The organism is Olleya sp. Hel_I_94, assembly GCF_007827365.1.
GTDB lineage: Bacteria > Bacteroidota > Bacteroidia > Flavobacteriales > Flavobacteriaceae > Olleya.
Genome location: NZ_VISI01000001.1, coordinates 123,385 through 140,262, shown reverse-complemented (window position 1 = coordinate 140,262; position 16,878 = coordinate 123,385). Strand labels below are relative to the sequence as shown.

Below are 16,878 nucleotides of genomic sequence, written 5' to 3'. Positions count from 1 at the left end.
AAAGACAATCAAAATGAAACAATTAAAAACTATAAAATACAGATATCTTATTGCGTTAATGCTGCTTATTACAGTAAGTGTTACAGCGCAACAAAAATTAAGTAAAATTGACCAATCGGTTAGGGCAAATAAAGACGTAACCGTAGATCTAAATACTAGTCATACCAATATTATTGTAGAAACTTGGAATAAGGATTATATAGAGGTTGAAGCTTATATTGAAAGTAAAAAGTTGACCAAACAAGAGATGCAAAAAGCATTGGACAATTGGGACGTTGCTTTAACAGGAGACTCGGATTATGTAAAAATAACGTCTAAAGGATCAAGAGGTATTTGGTCAGATGACATGAGCGTAACGATATTGGATGAAGCGTCTATTGAGGCTTTAGCTAATCTTCCTGAAAAGTTAGAGCTTAATTTAGGTCCATTATTAAAAAAGTTAGAAAATATGGATGTTTTAGGCGAGTTGCCTGAAACCTTAAAAACATTACGTATTCCAAAATCTCCAGATGGAAATTATAATGTAGATTTTGATTATGACAAGTATAAAAAAGAGGGCGAACCCTATCTAGATGCTTGGAGTAAAAAATACCGCAAAGAGTATGGTGAAGCCTATGAGCAAGAAATGCGTACTTGGGCAAAAAGTATCAAGCAAGAAGATATTGATAAGTTTGAAAAAGAAATGGAAGCTTGGGGGAAAAACTTTGGTAAGCAATTTGAAAAACTATTTGATGACGATTTTGAAAAAAGCATGGAAGAATGGGGAGAAAATTTTGGTAAACAATTTGAAAAAGAAATCGCACCAAAAATTGAAGCTTGGGCTGCACAGTTTGAAAAAGAAGTCGCACCTAAATTAGAAGCTTGGGGTAAACGGTTTGGAGAAGAGTTTGAACGTAAAATGGAAGCGCAGTTTGATCAAGATGGAAAAAAGAGTAGTAGTAAGGAAAACAAAATTTTTGACGATGTAGACTACAATACCACTAAGACCATTATTATTAAAATGCCTAAAAAAGCTAAGTTAAAACTAAATGTAAGGCATGGCGAGTTAAAACTAGCCAATGTGCTGGAAAACGCCAAAGGAGAAGTGGCTCATGGGTCATTTATAGCTAATCACATTAATGGAGGTAACACCTCCATTAATGTGTCTTATGCTAAAGTAGCAGTAAAGGATTGGATGTCTGGTCAGTTAAAATTAAAGTATGTGGATGACGCTATAATTGCTAATGCCAAAAACTTGATATTAAATGCTGTGTCCTCCGATATTCAGATAAATAATCTGTCAGGAAATTCTATTATAAACGGAAGTTTTGGTGATTTGTTAGTCAACAATATTGCTTCAGATTTTAACAATCTTAATATAGTTTTAGAAAACAGTGATGCCAAACTAAAGCTTCCAAATACTGATTATAATCTTTTTTTTAATGGTAATCGTTCAAAATTTAATAGCGTGACAGCGTCTAATAAAACCATTAAAAATTATCCAAATAACAATAGTAATACCAATAAAACCATAATTATAAATGCAAAATTTAGTAATGTAATTGCTAAATAAAATTTCTAAATTTGAATTCAATTTTTAATTAAAATGAATTCTACTACAACTACTTCTCTTTTAAGTCAATGGACAGGACAAAACCTAAATGTCATTGACGCATCTATTCCAAAATCGGATTATATCGCTATAGATTTATCCAAAGCAAATCAAGACTTAAATACGTTTGATATCGCATCATCTTCAGCTTGGGAAGACTACATTGCCAAGTACCTTAAATCACGTAAAAAGCAAGTTGCATTTGGTGGTTATTTAGAGACTAGAAATCTATATAACAGAAGTGCTTATTTTTCGGCTCAAGCCGAAGCAGAACAGCGTAATATTCATATTGGTTTAGATTTATGGTGTCCAGCTAATACAGCAGTTTTGGCGTGTTTTGAAGGTGTCATTCATAGTTTTAAAAACAACACTAATTTTGGAGATTATGGACCGACCATAATATTGGAACATAACATCAATAACCAAACATTTTACACATTATATGGTCATTTAAATGAAGCTTCAATCGGAAATTTAAAAGTAGGTGATACTGTCGCTCAAGGCGAAACAATTGCCTATCTTGGAGAAGCATCTGTAAACGGAGATTATGCACCACATCTACATTTTCAAATAATAAAAGATATACAAAATAAAGTTGGAGATTATCCAGGTGTTTGTTGCTTAAATGATCTTGAGTTTTATAAATCCAATACTATAAATCCTGAACCAATTTTAGGTTTGTAAAGGCTAATCCAATAGTTTTAAATCTCTTTTAATCCTATATTCTGTAGGCATTAGTAATATTAAGTATACAATTAAAAGCATACCAAATATAATAAAGTCTGGTGCTATTATTAATATAAGAAAAGCAGAGCCTTCAATAATGGCATAGCGTACAACAGAAGCACTTTGATAAGGTACTAATTTTTCTTTTAAGCTTAAGTTGCTGTCAATTTTAGAAACCAACATTTTAAATAGAAAATTACTAACTATAAAAGCAGCAATAGGAATAGCTAAATATACCGTATTGTCGCTATCTACCTTAGGTAACTTTAATTGGGTAATATCAGAAAGGTTTCCTAAAAAAAAGTAAGCTAATATTAGACCTGCGACTAATGCTATATGGATGATTTTAAAGATCTTTAATTGTTCTTGCATGTTAGTGATTGTACTAGCGATTTATTTAAGTAAATGTAATTAGATTTTTATTATTTAAAATCTAGGTCTAATTTAAATCTTTTTACTAATAATTAAAGTGTGTCTGTAATAAAAAAGAAATCACACAAACAACTAGTTTTAAGTAGGTTTGTGTGATTAATTTGACTAAAATCTTAATTTAAGCAACTTCAGCTATTTTATTTTTAACTGTATTAGCTTTTGTTTTTAATTCAAATTGGTTACTGGTGTTTTTTTCTCCTCCAGCTTTTAAAGCTTTATCACCAGCAAAAAATGTTTTGTGGTCATCACCAAGATCAGATCCAGCCATTCTTTGGTGTTTAACACATGATACATTTTTACGGATTTCTTGTCTTTGTACATCTTTAACGTAGGCTAACATACCTTGATCACCAAAATAGCCTTTTGTTAAATCATTCATATGTAATGCAGTGGTATGGTAAGTTGGTAATGTTATTAAATGATGAAATATACCAGCTTGTTTAGCACTATCCATTTGAAACGTTTTAATTTTTTGGTCAGCTCTAAAACATAGTTCGGTATTGTCATATTCAGCATCCATTAAGTTATTACGATCATAGGCAGTCATGTTTTCACCTTCCATAAGCATTTCTTCATAAGCTTGATTACGGAAGCTTAGCGTCCAATTAAATGATGGCGAGTTATTGTACACTAATTTAGCATTGGGTACTACTGCTTTTACTTTATTTACCATATGTGCAATTTGTTTTACATTAGGCGTTGGAGTTTCTATCCATAATAAATCTGCACCATTTTGTAAGCTTGTAATACAGTCTAAAACAACACGATCAATATTAGTGCCTTCTTTAAATTTGTATAACCCATTAGCTAATCTAACTGGTCGTACTAATTTACCATCACGTTTCAGTAGGACATCATCCTCTTTGGCGTCTGTAATAGCAATTTCTTCAGCGTCAACAAACGCTAAATATTGTGATGCTAAATCACCAGGTTGTTGACTGATAGGTAATTTTTGGGTTAATCCTGCACCTTCGGAGTCTGTTCGTGCTACAATTATACCATCGTCAATTCCTAATTCTAAAAAAGCGTACCTAACAGCATTTAGTTTAGCAATAAAATCTTCATGTGGCACAGTTACTTTACCATCTTGATGACCACATTGTTTGGCGTCAGACACTTGATTTTCTATTTGGATAGCACACGCACCAGCTTGAATCATTTTTTTAGCTAATAAATAGGTTGCTTCTTCATTACCAAAACCAGCATCTATATCTGCTATTATTGGGACTATATGTGTTTCAAAATTATCGATTTGATGCTGTACATCTTCGCCATTTTTTAATCTTCTAAACAAATCGTTCAGTTCAATTGCATCTGCTTGGCGTAAAAAATCATAAATTTCGGCAATCAAATTTGGGACTGCAGTTTTTTCGTGCATAGATTGGTCAGGTAAAGGACCAAATTCTGATCTTAACGCTGCAACCATCCAACCAGAAAGGTATAAGTAGCGTTTACTAGTTGTTTTATGGTGTTTTTTTACCGCAATCATTTTTTGTTGCGCCACAAAACCATGCCAGCAACCTAATGATTGTGTATAGTTACTTGAGTCGGTATCATATGCAGCCATATCTTCTCTCATTACAGAAGCTGTATATTTTGCAATGTCTAATCCTGTTTTAAATCTATTTTGATTTACCATTCTGGCAGCATTTTCTGGATTTATAGCATCCCAAGTAGCTCCATATTTTGCTTTTAATTGTCGTACTGTCTCTAATGCAGAACCATAATTTGTTTGTGATAAATTTTTCATAATTTTGTGATACGTTATTTATTATTAATAATTAGATCCTGTTGATTGTTGCCGCAATCGCAGGATTGTTTTTTTATAGATATTGGTAAGCGGGAATTGTTAAAAATTCTTCAAATTGCTCTGAAGTAACCAACGTGTTAAACAGCTCTATCGCAAGCTTAAACTTGGTATTTTTAATTTCGGATTCGCCATATTCGGTTACAATTTTTTCAACTTCATCATTAAATAATTCGGTATATAATTGTGTTGTAAACTTTTGTCCATCTTCTAGGATTACTTCATTTTTTAACCATTGCCAAACTTGTGTTCTAGAGATTTCTGCAGTAGCAGCATCTTCCATTAAATTATAAAGCGCAACAGCTCCATGACCTCTCAGCCAAGCTTCGGTGTATAAAATACCTACATTAATATTTTTTCTTATTCCAGCTTCGGTTACGGTTCCTTTTGGTATTTCGACTAAATCTTTTTCTGTAATAACAACATCATCGCGCTTTACGTGTAATTGATTTGGCGTAGGCATGTGTTTATTAAATTCTGATAAAGCGACATTAACTAAAGCAGGATGCGCTACCCAAGTCCCATCGTGACCATTTTTAACTTCACGTTCTTTGTCTTTTCTAACTTTTTCTAGAGCAGCAATATTTGCATATTCGTCATTTTTAATAGGTATTTGTGCTGCCATTCCACCAATAGCTAAAATGCCTCTTTTATGACAGCGTTGTATTACTAGTTTGGAATAGGCATCCATAAAAGGCGTTGTCATAGTAACCTGATCACGATTTGGCACTACAAAATTAGGATGGTTTCTAAATTTTTTGATATAAGAAAATATGTAATCCCAACGTCCACAATTTAAACCTACTATGTGATCTTTTAGTTCGTATATAATTTCGTCAAGCTGAAAACTAGCAGTAATAGTCTCTACTAAAACCGTTGCTTTAAATGTTCCGTTTGGCACATTTAAGTAATCTTGAGCAAACATAAAAACGTCATTCCACCATTTAGCCTCTAAATAATGCTCTAATTTAGGTAGGTAAAAGTAAGGTGCAGTATTGTTTTTAAGTCGTGTTTTGGTGTTATGAAACACGTATAAACCAAAATCTATTAGACTACCAGAAGCCTCTTGATTGTTAAATATTAAATGGCTCTCATTTAAATGTAAACCTCTAGGACGTACCAATAAAACAGCTGTTTTGGACTTTAGCTTGTATGTTTTGTCCTTTTTTAAATCTATTAATGAAATTGTTTTATTGTTTGCATCTATTAAATTTTGTTGACCTTGGATTGTATTTGACCAAGTAGGCGCATTGCTGTCCTCTAAATCTGCCATAAATGTGTTAGCACCAGAGTTTAATGCATTAATTATCATTTTACGGTTAACTGGACCTGTGATTTCTACTCGTCTATCTTGTAAATCATGCGGAATAGAGCCAGCAGTCCATTGTCCATCTCTAATCGCTTTTGTGTCTTCAGGGAATTTAGGAAAATGTCCTTTATCAAAATATTGTTGTTGACTAACACGATTATTTAATAATTCTAATCGTTTGGAATTAAAATTTTTATGCAATTCGGATAAAAATAGTAAAGCCTCATCAGTTAAAATCTCAGGATAGTAATTAGTCACGTTTTCTGAGAACGAAATTTTAGGTTGTTTTAAAAGTGTGTCTTCCATGATGTTATGATTTTATATGACAATATTAAAACAAAGATTTTTAAAAAACAAGCGAACGTTCGCTAAAAATGGTTTTTCGCCAAAATTGAATATTCGCAAAAAAGAGTATATTTGTTATTATGGAAGAAGATTACATTAAATTAATTTTTGGGCTTAAGCTAAAGCAGATAAGGACTGATAAGAATTTATCCTTATTAGGTTTGTCCAAACTTTCTGGTTTGTCAAAATCGTATTTAAACGAAATTGAGAATGGTAAAAAATATCCTAAACCAGATAAAATTGCAATATTATCAGAAAAGTTGGATGTACCATACGACCAAATGGTGTCTTTAAAATTGGATAAAAATTTAGCACCAATTGGTGATATTTTACAGTCTAAAATTTTAAAAGAAATTCCGTTAGAGCTATTTGGTATTAAAGAAAGTAATCTAATCGATATTGTAGCTAATGCTCCAGCAAAAGTGAATGCTTTTATTAGTACAATTATAGAAATAGCACAGAACTATAATTTTAGTCGTGAAAGTTTTTATTTAGCTTCTGTACGGTCTTTTCAGGAAGCGAATAATAATTATTTTGAAGATTTAGAGCAGAGTGTTTTAAAATTTGCTAAAGCGTATCATATTGATTTAAATGAAACCATAACCTCTCAAGACTTGGAGGAAGTTTTAGTTGAAGAATATGGTTATACTATAGAAGTTAATGAGCTTAGTAAGTATGAAGCTTTGGGTAATTTACGATCTATGTTTGTGCCAAAAACTAAAACACTATTATTGGCTAATGAGATAGACGAAGCGCAAAGAACCTTTATTTACGCTAAAGAGTTAGCGTATAATTTTTTAGAAATAAAAGAGCGTTTATTTACTTTTCCATGGATAAAATTTGACACCTTTGATCAGGTATTAAATAATTTTTATGCTTCTTATTTTGCAGGCGCTTTGATTATACCGAGCGAAAAGATTAAGACGCAGTTAAATAAAATCTTTGAAAAAGAAACTTTTGATACAGAGTTGTTTTTAAATGCTATTGAAGCTTATAATGCTTCTCCAGAATCATTTTATCAACGCTTAACTAATATTTTACCTAAAGCATATAATATCCAGAATTTGTTTTTTTTAAGGTTTACGCATAGAGCAAATAGTGAGCGTTTTTATCTTAAAAAAGAATTGCACTTATCGCATCAACAATCACCTCATGCCAACGAAACTAATGAGCATTATTGTAGACGTTGGGTATCCATAAAAATGCTTAAAGATATTAGTAATAGCAAATCAGAGCATGTCTTTGATATGCAGATCTCTAATTATGAAAATGATGGGATGAAGTATTTAGTGTTGTCCTCTGCTACTAAAGATCCTTTTAGAGATAATCAGTACAGGAGTATAAGTGTAGGACTGTTAATTAATAAGCAATTACAACGAAAGCTTAATTTTTTAAATGACCCTAAAATTGAATCTAAAAATGTAGGTGTAACTTGTGAGCGTTGCGCTATTATGGATTGTAAGGTTAGGGAAGTAGCTCCTATTTTTTTAGATAAAAAGGCAAAAAATGAAAAGTTAGAGTCTATTGTTCAGGCATTAAATGCTAAGTTCTCTTAGGTAGTAATTTATTGTTTTAAACTGGTTTGTGTTTAGACTAAAGCTCCAAAAACATATCTAGAAGCCAATGACTTTCCAAAAAAGAAAGCAGCAATTGCTAATAAGCCATCACTTAACGAAAACCACAGCGCTTTTGGTAACATAAAAATGGTAGCTGCTGTTGCAATAACCATTAAAGCACCAACAATATAAGCAGGAATCATGCTAGTTTTTGATACCATGCCTGCAAGTGTCATTCCTGAGATTATACCTGTAAAATGTGCTATTACTACAAAAACTTTAGAGCCTATTGGTATAAGATGCATATTAGCTTTTATAGAGGCTATGTCGTTTGGATCAATTTGTTCTGGTAATGGAAAAACCGTGTGACCAATTAACGTTTCTATTATATATACTACAACTGCTGCAGTAATAAAACCTAAAATTGTTGCTAATATATTTTTAAGCATAGTCTTAAATTTTGGTCCTAAATCGGAATCTGTTAGTATTTAAAAATACAAAAAAATCCTAAAGTATATACTTTAGGATTTTTAATATTTAGTATTTGTTAAGCCTATTCATTAACAATAACCCATTCACCTTTTGCAATTAAAGGTTCAGCTTGTTTAAACTTGACCGTTTTATTTTCTCCTGACATAACATGCTTTATAGTTACTTTGTCATTACGACCAATCTTAGGTTGATCTCTAACAATAGTCTCTACAACTTGTTGTTGCGGTTGTGTATTTCCTGCAGCTCTGTTTTGTGCAGAACGTTCATCTAAATTAGGAATTTCTTCTTTTTGAGTTTGAAGGTTTTCTTTTTTACGTACTTCTCTAGCTTCGCTAATAGCATTGGTAGTTTCGGTAGGTAATTCTCCTTTAAATAAGAAAGAAATCACTTCTTTATTAACCTGGTCAATCATGCTCTTAAATAATTCAAAAGCTTCAAATTTATAAATTAATAAAGGGTCTTTTTGCTCATGTACTGCTAATTGTACAGATTGCTTAAGTTCGTCCATTTTACGTAAATGTGTTTTCCAAGCATCATCAATTATAGCTAACGAAATGTTTTTCTCAAAGTCTGTTACTAACTGTTTTCCTTTAGTTTGGTAAGCTTTTTCTAAGTCGGTTACAACTTGCAAGTTTTTAACACCATCTGTAAAAGGTACTACGATACGTTTGTATTTATCACGTTGGTTTTCGTATACATTTTCAATAATTGGAAAGGCAATATCTGCATTGCGTTCCATTTTTTCTTTATAATGTGTAAAACCAGCTTTGTAAATGGTTTGCGCTATATCTAAAGCTGACATTTTATTAAATTCGGCTTCAGTAATTGGAGATGACATTGAGAAAAATCTGATTAATTCAAATTCAAAATTCTTAAAGTCATTCGCAGCTTTGTTAGATTCTGCAATACCTTCAGAGGTATCATAAATCATATTTGCTAAATCTACACGTAGACGCTCTCCAAACAAGGCATTGTAACGACGTTTATAAACAACCTCACGTTGCGAATTCATTACATCATCATACTCTAGTAAACGCTTACGTACTCCAAATTGGTTTTCTTCTACTTTTTTCTGTGCACGCTCAATAGACTTAGAAATCATAGAATGTTGAATCACTTCACCTTCCTGTAATCCCATTCTATCCATCATCTTAGCGATACGCTCTGATCCAAAAAGACGCATTAAGTTGTCTTCTAGCGATACGTAAAATTGTGAACTTCCTGGATCTCCTTGACGTCCAGCACGACCACGTAACTGTCTGTCTACACGACGTGAATCATGACGTTCTGTTCCTACAATTGCAAGTCCACCAGCTGCTTTTACTTCGTCAGATAATTTAATATCTGTACCACGACCAGCCATGTTGGTTGCAATAGTTACTTGTCCAGATTTACCAGCTTGATCAACTATTTCAGCTTCTTTTTTATGTTGTTTTGCATTTAATACGTTGTGAGGTATTTTTCTAATGCTTAGCATTTTTCCTAGCAACTCACTTATCTCTACAGATGTTGTACCAATTAAAACAGGACGTCCTGCTTCAGATAGTTTGGTAACATCATCAATAACTGCATTGTATTTTTCACGTTTAGTTTTGTAGACTAAATCTTGTCTGTCATCTCTAGCAATTGGTCTGTTTGTTGGGATTTCGACAACATCTAATTTGTATATCTCCCAGAATTCACCAGCTTCAGTAACAGCAGTACCTGTCATACCTGACAGTTTTTTGTACATTCTGAAGTAATTTTGAAGGGTTACCGTTGCAAAAGTTTGCGTCGCATCTTCAATTTTTACGTTTTCTTTAGCTTCAATAGCTTGGTGTAGTCCATCGCTATAACGACGACCATCCATAATACGACCAGTTTGCTCATCCACAATCATTACTTTATTGTCCATGACCACGTATTGTGTGTCTTTTTCAAATAAAGCATACGCTTTTAATAATTGATTAAGCGTGTGGATACGTTCTGATTTGATTCCGAAGTCACGGAATAAATCTTCTTTAGCCTCAGCTTCTTCTTCAGTAGATAATCCTTTTGCTTCGATTTTAGCCATTTCAATACCAATTTCTGGCATGACAAAAAAGTCAGGATTGTCTTTTCCAGAAAGGTACTCAACGCCTTTATCTGTTAATTCAATTTGATTATTTTTTTCTTCTATTACATAATACAATTCTGCGTCAACCTTTGGCATCTCGCGATTATTGTCTTGGATGTAATAGTTCTCCGTTTTTTGAAGAATTTGTTTTACACCTTCTTCACTTAAAAACTTTATTAATGCCTTGTTTTTAGGAATACCTCTGTAAACTCTTAATAATTTTAATCCACCTTCTTTAGTATCTCCTTCTGCTATTAATTTTTTAGCTTCAACTAAAACCTGAGTCAAATATTTACGTTGGATATTAACGATGTCATCAACTTTAGGTTTAAGCTCTGTAAATTCATGCTCATCACCTTTAGGTATAGGTCCAGAAATAATTAATGGTGTACGTGCATCATCAATTAATACAGAATCGACCTCATCGACAATTGCGTAGTGGTGTGGACGTTGTACTAAGTCTCCAGTAGCATGTGCCATGTTATCACGTAGGTAATCAAAACCAAACTCGTTGTTGGTACCATAAGTAATGTCTGCGTTGTATGCTTTGCGTCGTGCATCACTATTAGGTTGGTGATAATCAATACAGTCAATACTTAACCCATGAAAGTTAAATATTGGAGCCATCCAAGCACTATCACGCTTAGCTAAGTAGTCATTTACTGTTACTAAGTGTACACCTTTACCAGCTAAGGCATTTAAATATACAGGCAATGTTGCCACTAAAGTTTTACCTTCTCCTGTTTGCATTTCTGCAATTTTACCTTGGTGCATTGCAATACCACCAATTAATTGGACGTCATAATGTACCATGTCCCAAGTAATGGCTTTTCCAGCAGCATCCCATGAGTTAGACCAAGTTGCTTTATCACCTTCTAAAGTAACAAAGTCTTTGTCTCCAGAAAGGCTTCTGTCAAACTCATTAGCAGTAACGATTATAGTGGTATTGTCTTTAAAACGTCTAGCAGTTTCTTTAACAACAGCAAAGGCTTCTGGTAATATTTTGTTTAAAGTATCCTCTGTGGCAGTGTAAGATTCTTCTTTAATTTTATCAATTTCTTGATAAATATCTTCACGTTTGTCTATGTCTTCTGTTGCTTCAGCCTCAGCTTGTAGTGTTTCAATTTTAGAGTAAAATGGTTGACGCGCTTCTGCTATTATGGCTTTAAACTCGTCAGTTTTAGCTCTTAATTGGTCGTGAGACAAGGCTATCATAGCCTTTTCAAAGGTTTTAATTTTGTCTACTATTGGTGTGATGGCTTTAACGTCTTGTTTAGACTTGTCACCAACAAATACTTTTAGTACGGAATTTAAAAAACTCATAGTTTTTGTGTTTTATTTGAGATGCCATTCTATGCATTGCATAGAATAACAGTACTTTATGTTTTGTCCTTTTTTAAAAAGGGCTTAAATATACGTTTTTAGCTGCGTTTAGCTATATTAAAAAGCACAAAAAAAGTCTCTAATTGAGACTTTTTTGATACTATTTGTGTGTTATTAATACTCGTCCTCATTCCAGAGGTAATCTTCGTCAGTTGGATAATCTGGCCAAATTTCTTCTATAGAATCGTATGAATCACCTTCATCTTCTATTGATTGTAAATTTTCTACAACTTCTAAAGGAGCGCCTGTTCTAATAGCGTAGTCAATAAGCTCATCTTTAGTTGCTGGCCAAGGTGCATCACTTAAATAAGATGCTAATTCTAATGTCCAATACATTTCTTATGCGGTTTTAATTTTTGCAAAAATAAATTTTTAGTTTAAATAGTCAAGAAAAAAGTGAATTATTTTTTCATTAAAAAAAAGAACGTCTTCTAAACTGAAACTACTTGATACTAAAGTATTTTGCAGTGTTACTAATCACAGCGCTTTATAACGTGGGTTACTTTTTTTCAGGTATCCACTTTACTTCGTCTGCTTGTAAGTCATGAGACAACTTTCGTGCCAATACAAAAAGATAGTCAGAAAGACGGTTTAAATACGTTAACGCATTGGCTTCAAAAGGCTCTAAATCGTTAAGTGCTGATGCTAAGCGCTCTGCACGTCTGCATACGGTTCTGGTTATGTGACAGAATGACACAGTTTGATGGCCACCAGGAAGTACAAAATGTGTCATTGGTGGTAAGTCCTGGTTCATAATATCCATTTCTTGTTCTAACAAGATAATATCTTCATCAGAAATTTTATTAATGTTTAAGCGTTCTTTTCCGTTTTTAAGAATCGCTTTTTCAGGATCTGTAGCCAATATTGCACCTACAGTAAATAACTTATTCTGTATGTCAATTAAAATATCTTTATATAGTTGATTAATCTCTTGGTCTCTAATTAAACCTATGTAAGAGTTTAGCTCGTCAACAGTACCATAGCTATCAATCCTAATATGATGTTTAGGGACACGTGTGCCTCCAAATAAAGCTGTAGTACCTTTGTCTCCTGTTTTTGTATATATTTTCATGAATGTAAAGTTAAGGGAAAAGTTTAAAAGTAGAAAGTTAAAAACTAAGCGACGCGACTAATAATTAATTTAAAGTCTAATGGTAAAATGCTCTTTAGCTTGTTCTTTTCTAAAAAAGACAAAACCAAATTTATAGGTGTCAATAGTTACGGTTACTTGAGGGTGGTTTTTTATAATTTCCCAAGCGTCAGTCATCTGTTTTGACCAGTAAATGTCATCTAAAATAAGTACTGTGTCGTTGTGCGTTTTAGGTAGTAGCATTTCAAAATACTGCAATGTAGCCTGCTTGGTATGATTGCCATCACAATAAATTAAGTCTAAGGTTTGCGAATTTAAATTACTAATAACCTGAGCAAAATCACCTGTTTTTATTGTAATGTTTTTTAAGTCGAAATTTTGAAATTGGGTTTGGGCTACAGCCGAAATACTAGGACAGCCTTCAACGGTTGTAATTATTGCTTTTGGATTGCCCAACGCTAAAGCTTGAGTCGCAATACCTAGAGATGTACCAAGCTCTAAAATGGTATTACTTTTAAAATAATTGGTTAATCGATATAGTAATTTGGCTTCTTTATAATCTGATCCAGCTACTTTAGCCATTTTAGAAACGGATCTTTTATTGTTTTGAAACACTTGACTGCCAGAGCCTAAGTCAGTGACGTTAATGCTGGCAGTGTTTTTTATAAGCTTTTTTCTGTAGGATTTAATATCTAGGTAAGCAGCGTGCTTTTTTTTGTCATAAAAACACTTGGTAACTAAATCATAAACAAAAGGGGAGTGCACACCATGTTGATTAGTGGAGCGTTTTAAAAAATTAAAGTAGGATTGTATTTGGTAAGTCTTACTCATCTGATAGCTGTTTGCTATTATTTTCTTTTATTAAGATCAAATGTTTATTCCTGAAAGGCTTTTTAGATCGTTACAAATTCTTTCTGTTCACTTTGTCTTGATACAAACTCATTGACAACGCTCAGTATAAACCAATCCAAAAAATCATATTGAAATGAGGAAATTACTAAAATATCATTCACTGTCGCAATGGCGTGCTTAAAGCTACGCTTTATAGTTTCATTGCTTCATTCATTAGTACTGCATTTCAATGTTTAATTCTATTAATTGATTTTGGGAGTAGCCCTTTTAGCTTTATTTTGTTTTAGTTATAATCGTTCTTTTTCTGTCTAATTTTATTCTTCCATTTTTTCGGACAATTCTAACCAGCGCATTTCTTTTTCTTCGATGCTATCCATGATTTTTTGGATTTTAGCAGACAATTCTGTGATTTGATCTTGAGATAAATCTGGATTTAAGAATTTTTGTTCAATCTCTTTTTTATCAAATTCTAGAGATTTTATTTTACTTTCTAAATTATTATATTCTTTCTGTTCGTTGTAAGATAGAGCTGCTTTGCTGCTGTCTTTTTTCCAGTTTTTCTTTTCTTTTTTATCTTCTGCATCAGTGTCGCTTTCAGGTGCTTTACTGTCTTCGTATATACGATAATCTGTGTAGTTTCCTGGAAAGTTTTCTACTTCACCTTCGCCTTTAAAAACTAATAGGTGATCCACAATTTTGTCCATAAAATAGCGGTCGTGAGAGACGACTATCAAACATCCCGGAAAATCTAATAAAAAGTCTTCTAACACGTTTAGGGTTACAATATCTAAGTCGTTAGTAGGCTCATCTAGAATTAAAAAGTTTGGATTTTGTATTAAAATGGTACAAAGGTATAAGCGTTTACGTTCTCCACCACTTAGTTTTTCGACAAAATCATATTGTTTTTTTCTGTCAAATAAAAAGCGTTCTAATAATTGTTGTGCGCTAATTTGTCTTCCTTTTTTTAACGGAATATAATCTCCAAAGTCTCTAACTACATCAATTACTTTTTGGTCTGGTTTTGGCGTAATACCTGCTTGGGTATAATATCCAAATTTAACTGTTTCTCCAATTAATATTTTTCCGCTATCAGGAGCAGTTGTCTGGGTTAACATATTTAGGAATGTTGATTTTCCTGTTCCGTTTTTACCAATAATACCAACGCGTTCTCCACGTTGAAAGTTGTAATCAAAATTGTCTAAAATGACTTTGTCCTTAAAGGATTTAGATAGCTTAACTAATTCAACAATTTTGCTTCCTAAACGCTCCATGTTTAGTTCCAACTCTACAACATGATCTTTTCTGCGTTGGGATGCTTTGTGCTTAATTTCGGTAAAATCGTCAATTCTAGATTTAGATTTGGTAGTACGTGCTTTTGGTTGGCGACGCATCCATACTAATTCTTTTTTAAAAAGTTGTTTTGCTTTACCAGTTTCTACTTGCTCTCTAGCTATACGTTCTTCTTTTTTTTCAAGGTAGTAGGAGTAGTTTCCTTTGTAACTATATAATTCGCCATGATCAAGCTCTATAATTTCGTTACACACACGCTCTAGGAAAAAGCGGTCGTGAGTAACCATAAATAAAGTGATGTTTTCTTTGGCAAAAAAAGCTTCTAACCATTCAATCATTTCTAAATCCAAATGGTTGGTTGGCTCATCTAAAATTAGTAAGTCTGGTTTATTAATTAGCGCATTAGCTAGGCTAAGACGTTTTTTTTGACCTCCAGACAGTACGCTAACTTTTTGATCTAAATTGTCTAATTTTAGCTTAAAAAGTATTTGTTTGTATTGTGTTTCAAAATCCCAAGCGTTGTGTCTGTCCATTTGTTCAAACGCTTTTTGGTAAACATCTTCATCTTCAGGATTAAGTAATGCTTTTTCGTAGTTTTTAATAATATCTAAAACGGGATTATCGGCATTAAATATGGTTTGTTCAATGGTTAATTCCGGGTCTAGAATTGGTTCTTGAGGTAAAAAAGCAACCTTAATATCTTTTCTGTAAATAATATTACCAGTATCAGGAACATCAAAACCAGCAAGCATTTTTAAAATGGAGGTTTTTCCTGTTCCGTTTTTAGCTACAAAAGCAATCTTTTGGTCTTTATGGACGCTAAAAGATAAGCCTTCAAATAATGTTAATTCGCCATAAGATTTGGCAATGTTTTCTACAGTTAAATAATTCAATGCGTGTAATTTTTAGCAAAGATGGTTATTATAAGTGAAATGTAGAATATTTAAAAGTGAAAAGTTGTTTGGTTAATAATCTAGTAACTAAAAAAAGGTTTTAAAAACAATAATAGTTAAGGATGGTGCTTAATTTTTGAATTTAAAATCAAAAACCCTGTTAGTTGTTTTGTTTTAAAGTGCTAAAGGTTATATTTGTGAATTAACAAACCTGTAAAAATGAAGCAAATTGTAATGTGTCTTGTCCTAGTGCTTGGGCTTGTAAGTACCTCATGTATTACTCAAAAAGATGTTGTTTACTTGCAAGATAAAGGTACGGTTATTAACGACTCGTTGCAATTGCAGGCTTTAGCATCTCCTTATCGTGTTCAGGTTAATGATTTGTTAAGTGTAAATGTTAAAGCTGAAAAGAAAGAGGTTTCTGATTTAGTTCAAATCTTTAATCCTACAACAAATGAAATAGGTAATTCTGATCAATCATTATATTATGATGGGTTTACGGTTGATTTACACGGTAATATTGAATTTCCAATTTTAGGAGAAATAAATGTATTAGGTTTTACAACTGATGAAGTTGAAGAAAAAATTAAAACTGTAATATTACAAAAATACTTAAAAGAGACTGCTAAAATATTTGTTACCGTTAAATTGTCAGGGTTAAAATATTCTACTTTAGGAGAAATAGAGAACAAAGGAACACAGGTTTTGTATCAAGATCGAGTAAATATTCTTGAAGCTATTGCTAACGCTGGTGATATAACTCAAACAGGTGATAGAAAAGATGTTTTAATATTAAGACAATATCCACAGGGACAGAAAATTCATCATATTGATTTGACTGATATGGCTGCCATGAAATCTGAGTTTTATTACATACAACCTAACGATATTATTATGGTCAAGCCTTTAAAGCGAAAGTCTTTAGGAGGTGGCCAAACTGCGACACAAACTTTAACGACTATAGCAAGTATATTTTCAGTTTTAGTTAGTACTTATTTTTTAGCTAAAAATCTATAA

At 32.6% G+C, this 16,878-nt stretch carries 13 protein-coding genes; 4 read left to right on the top strand and 9 right to left on the bottom strand.

Annotated elements, in window-relative coordinates; all coding sequences use genetic code 11:
• Positions 1–13 precede the first annotated feature (13 nt).
• Both JM82_RS00650 and JM82_RS00645 read left to right on the top strand, forming a co-directional pair.
• Complete coding sequence (locus tag JM82_RS00650; RefSeq protein WP_145000257.1) at positions 14–1,552, top strand: hypothetical protein; 1,539 nt, start codon at positions 14–16, stop codon at positions 1,550–1,552.
• Positions 1,553–1,585: 33 nt separating this feature from the next.
• Positions 1,586–2,275 (top strand): peptidoglycan DD-metalloendopeptidase family protein, encoded by a 690-nt coding sequence (locus JM82_RS00645; RefSeq protein WP_145000254.1) that lies wholly within the window; start codon positions 1,586–1,588, stop codon positions 2,273–2,275.
• Positions 2,276–2,278: 3 nt separating this feature from the next.
• Here JM82_RS00645 and JM82_RS00640 read toward each other — a convergent pair whose 3' ends face one another.
• From JM82_RS00640 to aceB, 3 genes are all read right to left on the bottom strand, one after another.
• On the bottom strand, positions 2,279–2,689 hold the full coding sequence (locus JM82_RS00640; protein WP_145000251.1) for an MFS transporter: 411 nt from the start codon (positions 2,687–2,689) through the stop codon (positions 2,279–2,281).
• Between the two features lie 178 nt (positions 2,690–2,867).
• Complete coding sequence (locus tag JM82_RS00635; protein WP_145000248.1) at positions 2,868–4,499, bottom strand: isocitrate lyase; 1,632 nt, start codon at positions 4,497–4,499, stop codon at positions 2,868–2,870.
• Between the two features lie 73 nt (positions 4,500–4,572).
• A complete protein-coding gene (aceB, locus tag JM82_RS00630) occupies positions 4,573–6,171 on the bottom strand; it encodes a malate synthase A (protein WP_145000245.1) in 1,599 nt (532 codons plus the stop codon).
• 119 nt (positions 6,172–6,290) lie between these two features.
• Between aceB and JM82_RS00625 the strand changes: the two genes are divergently transcribed.
• Positions 6,291–7,766 (top strand): helix-turn-helix domain-containing protein, encoded by a 1,476-nt coding sequence (locus tag JM82_RS00625; protein WP_145000242.1) that lies wholly within the window; start codon positions 6,291–6,293, stop codon positions 7,764–7,766.
• A gap of 32 nt (positions 7,767–7,798) precedes the next feature.
• On the opposite strand, the gene JM82_RS00620 is transcribed toward JM82_RS00625, so the two are convergent.
• The 6 genes from JM82_RS00620 to JM82_RS00595 all read right to left on the bottom strand — a co-directional run bounded on the left by JM82_RS00620 (position 7,799) and on the right by JM82_RS00595 (position 15,861).
• The gene (locus JM82_RS00620) at positions 7,799–8,215 is read right to left on the bottom strand and encodes a hypothetical protein (protein ID WP_145000239.1); all 417 of its coding nucleotides are present in this window, start codon (positions 8,213–8,215) and stop codon (positions 7,799–7,801) included.
• Positions 8,216–8,319: 104 nt separating this feature from the next.
• Positions 8,320–11,676 (bottom strand): preprotein translocase subunit SecA, encoded by a 3,357-nt coding sequence (gene secA / locus JM82_RS00615; protein WP_145000236.1) that lies wholly within the window; start codon positions 11,674–11,676, stop codon positions 8,320–8,322.
• Positions 11,677–11,850: 174 nt separating this feature from the next.
• Positions 11,851–12,072, bottom strand: a complete 222-nt coding sequence (locus JM82_RS00610) for a DUF2795 domain-containing protein (protein ID WP_006989959.1) — start codon at positions 12,070–12,072, stop codon at positions 11,851–11,853.
• 163 nt (positions 12,073–12,235) lie between these two features.
• Entirely contained in the window at positions 12,236–12,808 is a 573-nt protein-coding gene (locus JM82_RS00605; protein WP_145000233.1) for a cob(I)yrinic acid a,c-diamide adenosyltransferase, read from the bottom strand.
• 69 nt (positions 12,809–12,877) lie between these two features.
• Positions 12,878–13,657, bottom strand: coding sequence for an O-methyltransferase (locus JM82_RS00600; RefSeq protein WP_145000231.1), 780 nt, complete (start codon positions 13,655–13,657; stop codon positions 12,878–12,880).
• Between the two features lie 335 nt (positions 13,658–13,992).
• Entirely contained in the window at positions 13,993–15,861 is a 1,869-nt protein-coding gene (locus JM82_RS00595; protein ID WP_145000228.1) for an ABC-F family ATP-binding cassette domain-containing protein, read from the bottom strand.
• A gap of 219 nt (positions 15,862–16,080) precedes the next feature.
• Between JM82_RS00595 and JM82_RS00590 the strand changes: the two genes are divergently transcribed.
• A complete protein-coding gene (locus JM82_RS00590; RefSeq protein WP_145000225.1) occupies positions 16,081–16,878 on the top strand; it encodes a polysaccharide biosynthesis/export family protein in 798 nt (265 codons plus the stop codon).